The following is a 12,703-nucleotide window of genomic DNA, read 5'->3' on the forward strand; positions in this document are numbered from 1 at the left end:
CTACTCCTTCCTATTTGAACCTTCTCTTTTCTTAATTCTTTGTGATAAATATATATACTCTAAAATTTTCTTTCTATCATATAATAAATGCTTTTCCATTACTGTTTCAATGAGAAGTTGTGCTAAATAATCAGAATTATGTCTTATATAATCCCCTTTAACCTTAGTTAAATCTCCATCAACAACACATAGTCCCATCTTTTTAAGCTTATTAATATCAAGTTCTACAAGCTCAGAATTTTTATCTAAATACTTTTCTTTTAATTCTTCTGAAATATCTTTAGAGTTTGCAATTATACAGTCTACCATATCTTTTCCACAATGATCTAATATAACTTGAACATGGTCAGATACCTTAAATCCATCAGTCTCACCTGGTTGAGTCATTATATTGCAATTATATATTTTAAATGCTTTACTTTTCTTTATAGCTTTACTTATATCTTTTACCAAAAGATTAGGTAATACACTAGTATATAAACTTCCTGGTCCTAAAACTATAGCATCAGCATCTTCTATAGCCTCTAAAGCCCTATCTAAAGCCTTAGCATCCTCTGGTATTATCTTTAATTTTTTTATTGGACTACTTTGGTCTATTACTTCCTCTCCTATTAGAGATTCCCCTCTTACCCTATGTCCATTCATAAGTTCTGCTTCTAAAACCATATTTTCTAAAGTTACAGGTAAAACTTCACCCTTAACGGCAAGTACAGAACTCATTTTTTGGACAGCATCCTCAAAATTTTCAGATATTCCATCCATAGCCGCTAAAAATAAATTACCAAAACTTTGGCCCTTTAGTCTACCATCATTAAATCTATATTGCAATAATTCGTTCATCAAAGGCTCAGTATTAGCTAAGGCTAAAATACAGTTTCTTATATCTCCAGGTGGCAGTATTCCTAAGTCTTCTCTTAAAATACCAGATCCGCCCCCATCATCTCCAACTGTTACTATAGCCGTTACATTAGATGTATAGTGTTTTAATCCTCTAAGCATGGTGGAAAGGCCTGTCCCCCCACCTATAACAACAATCTTTGGCCCTTTAATTAAAAGTCTATCATCTTCTATTAGGTCTTCTAAATCATCTTCTTCAATAGATAAATTTATATATCCTTTATTAACTAATGAAACCACTGACTTCACGCACCAAACTATTGATTTATATCCTACTAACCCAGAAAAAATTATTAGTATTATAAATACAGCTTTATCATGAATGGTGGTTAAATGCCTCTCATCAATTAACTTTGCAATGGCAACAGCCATTGTAATTATAGATGCTAAAGCCAAAAAAATGTATCTTTTAACTCTGATACCAGGCTTAAGCATTTTTTTCATCATCATAGTTTTCTATCTCCCCTATTTATATCCTCATTAATATCTCTATGCTCTAAGGTAACATGGAAGTTCTTACATAGAAGGTCTTTATATAAAGCATTAGCTATGGCTACTGATCTATGTCTTCCCCCTGTACATCCAATAGAGATAATAAGTTGTCTCTTTCCTTCTTTTATATAATTAGGGATTAAGAATTCTGCCATATCTGAAAGTCTTGATAAAAATCCTTTTGTTTCTTCTTGAGCAAGAACATAATTTTTAACTGGTTCATCTTCCCCTGAAAATGGCTTTAACTCTGGAATATAAAATGGATTTGGTATAAATCTAACATCAAAAACTAAATCTGAATCTGATGGAATACCATACTTAAATCCAAAGGATAAAACAGTTATTGAAAGATTTTGCTCAACTGGCTTACCATCTCCATATAAAAGATTTATTTTTTCTCTTAAATTTCTTATAGGATAATTTGAAGTGTCTATTATATTATCAGCTCTATCCTTAAGTTCTCTAAGTCTCATTCTTTCTTCACTTATACCAGTTATTATTCTTCCATCTGGTGAAAGCGGATGACTTCTTCTTGTTTCTTTAAATCTCTTAACTAAAACCTCATCAGAAGCCTCTAAGAATAAAATTTCGTAATTAAAATCATTAGCTTTTAAATACTCTATACTTTCAAATAAATCATCAAAGAATATTCCGCCTCTTATATCTATTACTAATGCTATTTTATCTATTTTACCTTCACTTTGAACACAGGCCTCTGCAAACTTAGGTATTAACTTTGGAGGTAAGTTATCTACGCAAAAGTATCCTAAATCTTCTAAACTTCTTGTTGCTTCTGTTTTTCCAGCCCCTGAAAGTCCAGTAACTATTACAAATCTCATATTATCATCTCCTATAAATCTATAATCTGTTTAATAACTTCAAAACATAAGAAATGCTTTAATCACTTAGTAATTAAAGCAAACAAACTAATTTCTTAAATAGATTATAACATAAAATAAGTCAATTATTACTTATTTTATAAACCTCTAATTTTATATATTTTTCTATTTTCTAAGTAAAGAATTTTTATATTATGATACGGCTAAAAAAAGAGTATGCACATGCATACTCCTTCTTACTAATCTCTACCAATTATTCTAACTTCAGTATGAAGTTCAACATCAAAATTTTCTTTAACTGTTTTTTGAACATGAGCTATAACATCTAAGACATCCTTAGCTGTAGCTCCACCTTTGTTTATTACAAAACCTGAATGCTTTTCTGAAACAGCAGCTCCTCCAATTGAGAAACCTTTTAATCCTGAATCTTGAATAAGTTTTCCAGCAAAATATCCTTCTGGTCTTTTAAATGTACTACCTGCTGATGGATATTCTAAAGGTTGCTTACTCTCTCTTCTGTTTGTAAGATCATCAATCTTATCTTTTATACTAGCATACTCTCCGCTTTCTAGTTCAACTGTAGCCTCTATAACTACATATCCCTTTTTCATAACTATTGAACTTCTGTAACCAAGTTCTAATTCCTCTTTAGTTAAATTTTTAATATTACAATTTTCATCAATTACTCTAGCTGATTTTATTACATGTGCCATTTCTCCATCATAAGCTCCAGCATTCATAAATACTGCGCCTCCTATGCTTCCTGGTATTCCACATGCAAATTCAAAGCCTCTTAAATTATTTTCTAAAGCAGCCTTTGATACATCTTTTAATAAAGCTCCACTCTGAGCTGTTACGCAATTTCCCTCTGTTGTGATCTTGTTTAACTTGTTAAATTTAATTACAACTCCAGAAATGCCACCATCTTTAACTAAAATATTAGAACCGTTACCTAATATAAAATAAGGTACATTATATTCCCTACAAAGTTTTAAAGTATTAACTACTTGTTCTTCATTAACAGGAGTTACTAGTATATCTGCTGGTCCTCCTACTCTAAAATAAATATGTTCGCTCATTGGAGAATCCACAGTAATATCTTCTTCATTATAAAATTCACCTAATAATTTATAAAACTCCATGTATTGATTCATACCCAAACTCCTCAATTTTAAATTTAATATCCTAATTTAATAGTATAAATTAATTCTTGACATATTTTCAATATTTAGTACAAATTTTTTTATTTTCCTATGCCATAATATTATATATATTATCCTAAGTCAATTTCTGTTAATAAAATTAACTTGAAAAATATTGTTTTATACTCTCTGCTGCTCTTTTGTCTATCCCTGGTGTATCTAATAATTCTTCCATAGATGCCTTTTTAATATTATCTATACTTCCAAACTTCATAAGAAGATTTCTTCTTCTCTTTTCCCCAATTCTAGGTATATCTTCTAATATGGAATGTAAGGTTCTTTTATCTCTTAAACTCCTATGATATGTTATGGCATATCTATGAACCTCATCCTGAACTCTAGTTATTAGATTCATAAGGCCTGAACCCCTTCTAATGAGGATTTCTTCGTTATTGAATATAATTCCTCTAGTTCTATGTTTATGGTCTTTAACAAGGCCACAGACAGGAATTTCTATACCAAAGTCCTTTAGAACCTCTAAGGCTATGTTTACTTGCCCTTTTCCCCCATCCATCATTATCAAGTCTGGGAAAATACAAAACTTTCCCTTTGAGTATTCTAAATTTCTCTCTTTTATTTTATTTACTTCCTCTAATCCATGAGAAAATCTTCTGCTTAATATTTCTCTCATACTTTCATAATCATTAGGACCTTTAACACTTTTTATCTTAAATCTCCTATAATCTGAATTTTTTGCTTTTCCATTTTCAAAGACTACCATGGTTCCTACTGAGTCTACACCCTGTATATTGGATATATCATAAGCCTCTATTCTAGCAGGCAAAGAATCTAATCCTAAAACATCTGCCAGTTCAGTTAAGGCAGACTTATTTAACTCTTTTTCCTCAACCATTTTTTCTTTAAATTGATCAAGCATTATCTTAGCATTATTTCTAACCATATCTAAAAGATTCTTTTTATCCCCCTTCTTAGGGACTTTTATCCAAACCTTAGATCCTCTTTTTTCTGTAAGAAACTTTTCTATAAGCTCTTGATCCTCTATTTCCTCTGGCACATAGATAGTCTTAGGTATTTGTGCAGTTCCTCCATAAAAGGATGCTATAAAGGAACTTATTACCTCTTTAACTGGATCATCACTAATATTTTCAATCATAAAGTGCTCTCTGCCTGTAACTTTTCCCTCTCTAACAAAGAAAACTTGAGCACATCCATCTTTTTCATCAGTATATAAGTCTATAAAATCCTCATCGCCCTCTTTTACAGTAAACATTTTTTGTTTTTCGCTAATCAATTCTATGGCCAAAATTCTATCTCTAATTTTAGCTGCTTTTTCAAACTCTAATTCTTCTGCAGCTTTTTCCATCTCTAATTTTAATTTTTTTATTATGGATGTGTCTGTACCATTTAAAATGTTTATAATTTCATCTATCATTTCCCAGTACTCAGCCTTAGATATATAGCCAGCACAAGGAGCTTTACAAAGGTTAATATGATAATTTAAACATGCTCTCGTAGGCTCTCCACCTTCCACAATGGCCTTTTTACAGGTTCTTAATGGGAATAACTTCTTTATAAGCCCCATAACCTCATAAACGGCTGTACCATTGGTATATGGTCCAAAATATCTATTTCCATCCTTAGCAAAATTCCTTGTAACATAAACCCTTGGAAAATCCTCATTAGTGGTTATTTTTATAAAGGGATAAAACTTATCATCCTTTAAGGCTATGTTATATCTTGGACTGTATTTCTTGATAAGATTACATTCTAAAATTAATGCTTCCATTTCAGAATCAGTAACTATGTACTCAAATTCAGCTATATTCTTAACCATAGCTCTAACTTTTTCAGAGTGATTCTTAGAGTTTTGAAAATATTGCCTTACTCTATTTTTCAATACCTTTGCTTTTCCTACATAAATAACTTCTCCAAGAGAATTTTTCATTATATAAACTCCTGGTTTATCAGGCAATATCTTTAATTGGTGTTGAAAATCAAACATCATTATCACCTCGCATCTTTTATTATAAAACTTATTTTTATAAATTAAATAACATTTATGTAAAATCACTATAAATTAATACGCCCTAACATACTATTTCTCATAGTAATATTAGGGCGATTATTTTTTTATTAAGTATTTAGTTATATTCTATAATTATTTATTAAAATATGCTTGCATTACCCTAGCTGTAACAGGGGCCGCCACCTTTGAACCTGAGCCACCATTTTCAACTATTGTTGCAACAGCTATTTTAGGATCATCAGCTGGAGCAAAAGCTATTAACCATGCATGAGAATTTCCATCAGGAACCTGTGCTGTACCAGTCTTAGCTGCCACATTCATTCCTTTAAAATATCCCCAGTTATCATTTATTCTATCTTTTGCAACGCCTTGCATATATTCATTTATGATTTGAGCTTGTTCTTTACTCATAACTGTATCTTTTTTAGTTGAGCTAAACTCTTTTACAGTATCCCCATCTTTATCCACAACTTTACTAACTATATAAGGTTCCATTCTAACCCCATTATTAGCTACTGTTGCTGCAACCATTGCCATTTCAATAGGACTTGATAAAACTTCCCCTTGACCTATAGCATCATAAGCTATAAGTCCTTTGTCAACAGTTTTTCTATCTGGGAAACTTCCAGAATAAGCTTTAAGATTTCCTAAATATAAATCTTTATTAAATCCATACTTTTCTGCTGTCTCTCTTAGTTTTTTGTTTCCAAGCTCTTCTCCAAGAATTCCTCCAAATATTACGTTACTTGAAACTGATAAAGCTTTTCTTAAGCTTATATTTCCATAAGCATTTCCATTTTCATTTGGTAAATCTTTTGTACCAACATTTATAGAACCAGTATCATTAAAAGTTCTTTCAGTTACCCCTGGAAGATTTTCTAAAGCAGATGTTAAAGTTACAACCTTAAATGTAGATCCTGGAGGATATTGACCATTTAAAGCTCTATCAACTAATATGGCATCCTTAGGATTTCCATTAGGGTTATTAGCAATTTCATATGTTTCTTTCATGTTATTAGGATTAAATCCTGGCTTTGAAACACTGGCTAACACCGCTCCAGTCTTAGGATCTAAGGCAACTACAGCCCCTCTATTAGCTCCTAAGGCTGCATAGGCTGCCTTCTGTAAATCAGTATCTAAAGTTGTTACAATACTATTTCCTACTTTTTTATCACTTTCATTTCTTTCTTTAAAATCTTTTTTCAAGTTAAATGATTTTAAGAAAGCTTTTAATGATACATTTTCATAAGTAGTTAACTCTTTTGAATATGCTCCTTCTAATCCTGCATTTCCATATATTCCACTAGCATATCCAATTGGATGAGAATATATTTCTCCATAAGGATATTCTCTTTTTTGAGTTAAATCACCACTTTTAGTACTTTTAGCTAGAACATTTCCATCTCTATCTTTTATTTCTCCTCTTATGACCTCGTTCTGAGCAGCCATAACAGCAGAGTTGCTATCCATCTCAGCTATCTTTGGAACTTGTATTAATTGGAAGTAAGCTATATAACTTATAAGCCCTACTAATAGCACTAAATAGACAAACATAACTTTTTTTATACTTCCTGATAAATCTTTTTTCTTTGCCATCTATCTTAGTCCCTCCTCTGAAATTTTCTGAAGTATTCCTAAGGCGATGAACACTGTAAGCATAGATGTTCCACCATAACTAACTAAAGGTAAAGTTATACCCGTTAATGGAATTACTGCAAATACTCCTCCTATAATTACTAAAACTTGAGCAACTATAAGTGTACTAAATCCAACAGCATTTAATTGTGAAAATGGATCATCTGTATTTAATGCCGCTCTTATTCCTCTATAGAATAATAAGAAATATAATAATAGTAATCCTATACCAAAAACAAGACCTAACTCTTGTGCTATTAATGTAAATATGAAATCCGTAGATGCAAAAGGTACTAATTTAGGATAACCATTATAAAGCCCTGTCCCAAACATTCCACCTAAAGACATGGCATAAAATCCTTGAACTATCTGATAACTTTCATTGCTAGCATATTTCCAAACATCTTTCCAAATCATTACTCTTTTTTTAACATGGCTAAACAAGAAATAACTTACTGTTCCACCTAGTGAAAATAATACTAATCCAGTACCAACATACTTCCAATTACAAGTAGCTATGTAAAGCATAGTTATAGATACAAAGAAGAACATAAGAGCTGATCCTAAGTCTTTTTGTAAAACCATAAATCCTAAAGAGTACATTACAACTAATGCAGGCTCTAAAAGTTGTTTAAATTCATATTTTATATTATCTTTCTTTTCATACTTCATTAAAGCAGATGCTAAATAAAGTATTAAAAATATTTTACCTATTTCAGAAGGTTGAAAACCAAAGCTACCTATATAAACCCAGTTTTTTGAACCATTTACAGTTTTACCAATAATCATAGCCATAGCCATAAAAATTAAAGTACCACCCATATAAATATACTTATACTTAGCAAAACTTTTTAAATCTGGCATAACTATTACAATTCCCATATAAAGGGCTATTCCCAAACTAAACCAAACTAATTGCTTAATTGCTAATTTAGGATCTAATCTATAAAGAACTGCTATTCCAACTACAGCTAAAACCGATGCAAAAATAAGCATATATTTATCCCCATCAGGATAAAACTTTCTTATTATAAAATGTGAAAACCCAATAATAATTATTAATATACCTGCTATTATAAAAGCCATTTTGTCTATAGGAGTTTGCTTAACAGCTATATTAGTAAATAAGGCTAAGCATAAAAGATAGACTAATAGCAACATCCTTTTTTCATACTTTAAAGTAGTATTCATCTTATCACCTCTTTTATCCTATAACCTTAAATACGGTGCTTCCCATTCTTATTTGATCATTTACTTTTAATCTCACTCTTCCCTCTACTTTTGAGTCATTTATAAATGTACCATTTGTACTTGCTAAATCTTCTAAATAAAAATCATTGTTTTTAACATAAATTTTAGCATGATATGATGATACAAACTGATCATTTAGCACAATTGAATTATCTTCTCTTCGCCCAATAGATATAGTACTCGTCACTGGTATAACCGAGCCAATGCCTAGAGTTCCATTAGAGATTGTCTTTAAGACTTCTAATCCATGTGCTTTCTTTCCAGGGGCTTTCTTCTTTTTCCCGCCTTTAACATCTTTATACATTATTTTTAATGCATAATAAATTATGGAATATAGTATTACTATAAATATTATTCCAAAAACCCATGTCATTAGTTTCGAAAACATCACTTCACCTCTACATATTTTATATTTCTTTTATATTTTACTTTATTTAATAACTTGATTATACAATAAAAGATTACAATTTCATAATCATAATTAAAATCCCTAATTATTATATCATCTAAAAAAGGGAAAATTATGATCTTTATATTTTTATTTTACTTCTTTTTATATTTTTCTAACATTATTTTAATTTTATAACCATTAACTTACTAAATTAATATAATATCTATGAATAAAATATAGCTATCAGAATTTATAGCCATAAATTCTGGTAGCTATTTAAATTAATCTATTCTTAAATAATATATTTACTTTTTAAAATTATATTCCTTTATTAAAGATATTTCTTTAAATATTTACCTGTATAGGATTCCTTAGCCTCAGCTATTTTCTCAGGAGTTCCTGTGGCAATAATAGTTCCACCTTTATCTCCGCCTTCTGGACCTAAATCAACTATATAATCTGCACATTTAATCATATCTAAATTATGCTCTATTACTATTACTGTATTTCCTCCATCAACTAATCTTTGAAGTATTTTTACAAGTCTATTTACATCGTGTATATGAAGGCCTGTTGTAGGTTCATCTAAGATATATAAGGTTTTTCCTGTACTTCTCTTAGATAATTCATAGGCTAATTTAATTCTTTGAGCTTCTCCACCTGATAATTGAGTTGAAGGTTGACCTAATCTTATATATCCTAAACCAACGTCCATTAAGGTTTGAAGCTTATTTTTTATTCTTGGAATATTTTCAAAGAACTCTAAAGCCTCCTCAACAGTCATGTTTAATACATCAGCTATATTTTTCCCCTTATATTTAACTTCTAAGGTCTCTCTATTATATCTTTTTCCCTTACAAACTTCACATGGAACATAAACATCAGATAAAAACTGCATTTCTATCTTTATTATTCCATCTCCACTACAAGCTTCACATCTTCCACCCTTTACATTGAAAGAAAATCTTCCTGGTTTATATCCTCTCATTTTAGCTTCTTGAGTTTGGGAGAAAAGCTCTCTTATTATATCAAAGGTTCCAGTATAGGTAGCTGGGTTACTTCTTGGAGTTCTTCCTATAGGACTTTGATCTATATCAATAATCTTATCAATATTTTCATATCCTGTTATTTCTTTAAACTTTCCTGGTAAATCCTTAGCTTTATTTACGATTTTATTTAATCCTTTATAAAGAATTTCATTAACTAAAGTACTCTTTCCTGATCCTGAAACTCCAGTAACCATAGTTAAGGTTCCTAAAGGAAATTTAGCAGTAACATTTTTTAAATTATTTTCCTTAGCACCCTTAACTGTTATGAAATTTCCATTGCCTTTTCTTCTTTCCTCTGGAAGCTCAACCTTTTTAGCCCCAGTTAAATACTTACCAGTTAAGGAATTTTCATTTGACATTATTTCATCTAAAGTTCCTGAGGCAACTATCTTTCCACCATGTTCTCCAGCTCCTGGCCCTATATCAACTATGTAATCTGCTTCTCTCATAGTATCTTCATCATGTTCTACTACTATAAGGGTATTTCCCACATCTCTAAGTTGTTTTAATGTGGATATAAGTCTATCATTATCTCTTTGATGCAGACCTATTGAAGGCTCATCTAAGATATATAATACTCCCATAAGTTGAGAACCTATTTGAGTAGCCAGTCTTATTCTCTGAGCTTCTCCCCCAGATAAAGTTCCTGCTTTTCTAGCTAAGTCTAAGTAATCTAAGCCAACATTTATTAAGAAACTTAATCTAGATTGAATTTCCTTTATAATTTGACTACTTATTATCTTATCTTTTTCTGAGAAATTTATTGAGTTTATAAAATCTAACTCTTCTCTTATAGCCATGCTTGTGAATTCAAATATATTTTTTCCTCCCACTGTAACGGCTAAAGCTTCTGGCTTAAGCCTTGCACCCTTACATTTAGGACATGGATTATCACTCATATATTTTTCTATTTCAGCCTTCATGGTATCTGAGTTAGTTTCCATATATCTTCTTCTTAAATTGTTTATTTCCCCCTCAAAGGAATGATTATATACAGCCGTTACATTTTCTTTTGTATATGTAACCTTTAATTTTTCTGGCTCTCCATACATTAAAACCTCTTGAACCTTCTTAGGTAAATCCTTATATGGAGTGTCTAAATCAAAGTTGTACTTTTCCATTAAAGCTTTAAGGACGCAATAAGTCCAAGATTCTTCCTTCATTCTTGAGTCTCCCCAAGTAGAAATAGCTCCTCCTCTTATACTTAAATCCTTATTAGGAACCACTAAATCCTCATCAATCTCCATTAAAGTTCCTAATCCATCACATCTTTCACATTTTCCAAAGGGTGAGTTAAATGAGAACATTCTTGGTGCAAGTTCATCTATGCTTATACCACAGTCAGCACAAGCAAAATGTTCACTATAAAGTCTATCTTCCTCCCCTATTATCTTAACTAAAACTAATCCTTCAGCCATTTTAAGAGATGTTTCTATAGAGTCTGTTAATCTACCTTCTATTCCGTCCTTAACAATTATTCTGTCAACTACAGCTTCTATATTATGCTTTATATTTTTTTCAAGTTTTATCTCATCTTCTGTTAAATCATAAATTTCTCCATCTATTCTAGCCCTAACAAAACCTTGCTTCTTTATATTTTCAAGAACTTTTTCATGAGTCCCTTTTCTTCCTCTTATTATTGGAGCCAAGATCATTATTTTACTTCTCTCTGGCAATTCCATAATTTGATCTACTATTTGATCCACAGATTGCTGAGTGATTTCTTTTCCACACTTAGGACAATGTGGAACCCCCACTCTTGCATATAATAATCTTAAATAATCATATATCTCTGTTACTGTACCTACAGTTGATCTTGGATTCCTAGAAGTTGTCTTTTGGTCAATAGATATAGCAGGTGAAAGTCCTTCTATGGACTCAACATCTGGCTTATCCATCTGTCCTAAGAATTGTCTTGCATAAGATGATAAAGATTCTACATATCTTCTTTGTCCTTCTGCATAGATTGTATCGAAAGCTAGAGAACTTTTACCTGAACCTGAAAGTCCAGTAAAAACAATAAGCTTATCTCTAGGAATTTCTAAACTTACATTTTTTAAATTATGTACTTTTGCACCTTTTACTATTATCTTATCCTTCATAAAACTCTGCTACTTTAACTCTATCTCAAAATATCCATATTAAGAAATCATATTCTCCATATAATAACTTATTATATGAATCTCTCTTTAATAAAAAGTTATATTTTCACTACTTCAAAAATTATGTTTTAACTTCTTACTTTTAAATATTTTGAGTAGTAGCTTCTCCCTTCTTTTATATTTTTAAAATTTATATTTCCTTTAAAATCTGTCTATCCCACTTAATATCTCTCTATAATTTGTGCTTAATATATAGATTATAAATATTTAGTAATATATCCCTTGTACTTTATATTACTATACCTCTTATAAATATTGAGTTTTATATTTCTTTACATAACTCATTATTCTTAAAACTACCTTTATATCTTATAAACCTTTGGTTTATAGTAATAAGATTACGAAAATCTAAATAACTTCATATATTATTATGTCTCTAAAATTCGTGTATTATCTAAGAAAGTACACTAAGATTTCTCTAAAGTTATTTAAGTAAATTCAACATATTACCCCCTCAAACCAAACATAAGTTCGCATAATAATATTTTAATTCTCTATCATTTATATGTCAAATTCTTTTTTTATAATAATTATTATCCTTGATTATTTTCTTAATTTTCAGATAATTCAGAATAAATCTCCATATTTTTCATATTATTATAATAAGAAAACTTTTAAAAGCCATCTCATTTAAACATTAATATTAATTTTTTACTTTTAATAAATACTTCTCCAAAACAAAATCTATTATAAAAAAATAAAGAGTGGTTAGCATGAATTTGCTCACCACTCTTTTATAGAATTTAAAGTATTAAGGCAATTTTATTGTTAATTCAGTAAACATTTTACATATACATC

At 30.2% G+C, this 12,703-nt stretch carries 8 protein-coding genes; all 8 read right to left on the bottom strand.

The window, feature by feature from the left end:
- Window positions 1–1,347, bottom strand: a complete 1,347-nt coding sequence (locus I6G60_RS14660) for a gluconeogenesis factor YvcK family protein (RefSeq protein WP_003458089.1) — start codon at window positions 1,345–1,347, stop codon at window positions 1–3.
- Entirely contained in the window at window positions 1,344–2,228 is an 885-nt protein-coding gene (gene rapZ, locus I6G60_RS14665; protein ID WP_003457961.1) for an RNase adapter RapZ, read from the bottom strand. The genes I6G60_RS14660 and rapZ overlap by 4 nt, the downstream gene beginning before the upstream one ends.
- Window positions 2,229–2,467: 239 nt before the next feature.
- Window positions 2,468–3,382, bottom strand: a complete 915-nt coding sequence (gene murB / locus I6G60_RS14670) for a UDP-N-acetylmuramate dehydrogenase (RefSeq protein WP_003457971.1) — start codon at window positions 3,380–3,382, stop codon at window positions 2,468–2,470.
- A gap of 148 nt (window positions 3,383–3,530) precedes the next feature.
- The gene (gene uvrC, locus I6G60_RS14675; protein ID WP_003458095.1) at window positions 3,531–5,393 is read right to left on the bottom strand and encodes an excinuclease ABC subunit UvrC; all 1,863 of its coding nucleotides are present in this window, start codon (window positions 5,391–5,393) and stop codon (window positions 3,531–3,533) included.
- Window positions 5,394–5,549: 156 nt separating this feature from the next.
- Window positions 5,550–7,013, bottom strand: a complete 1,464-nt coding sequence (locus tag I6G60_RS14680) for a peptidoglycan D,D-transpeptidase FtsI family protein (protein ID WP_003452191.1) — start codon at window positions 7,011–7,013, stop codon at window positions 5,550–5,552.
- Window positions 7,014–8,243: an FtsW/RodA/SpoVE family cell cycle protein gene (locus tag I6G60_RS14685; RefSeq protein ID WP_003457997.1), complete on the bottom strand. Its 1,230-nt coding sequence runs from the start codon at window positions 8,241–8,243 to the stop codon at window positions 7,014–7,016.
- 13 nt (window positions 8,244–8,256) lie between these two features.
- A complete protein-coding gene (locus tag I6G60_RS14690) occupies window positions 8,257–8,691 on the bottom strand; it encodes an FHA domain-containing protein (protein WP_003473867.1) in 435 nt (144 codons plus the stop codon).
- Between the two features lie 334 nt (window positions 8,692–9,025).
- Window positions 9,026–11,845, bottom strand: coding sequence for an excinuclease ABC subunit UvrA (gene uvrA, locus I6G60_RS14695; protein ID WP_111744012.1), 2,820 nt, complete (start codon window positions 11,843–11,845; stop codon window positions 9,026–9,028).
- Between the last annotated feature and the right edge of the window lie 858 nt (window positions 11,846–12,703).

Source organism: Clostridium perfringens, assembly GCF_016027375.1.
GTDB lineage: Bacteria > Bacillota > Clostridia > Clostridiales > Clostridiaceae > Sarcina > Sarcina perfringens.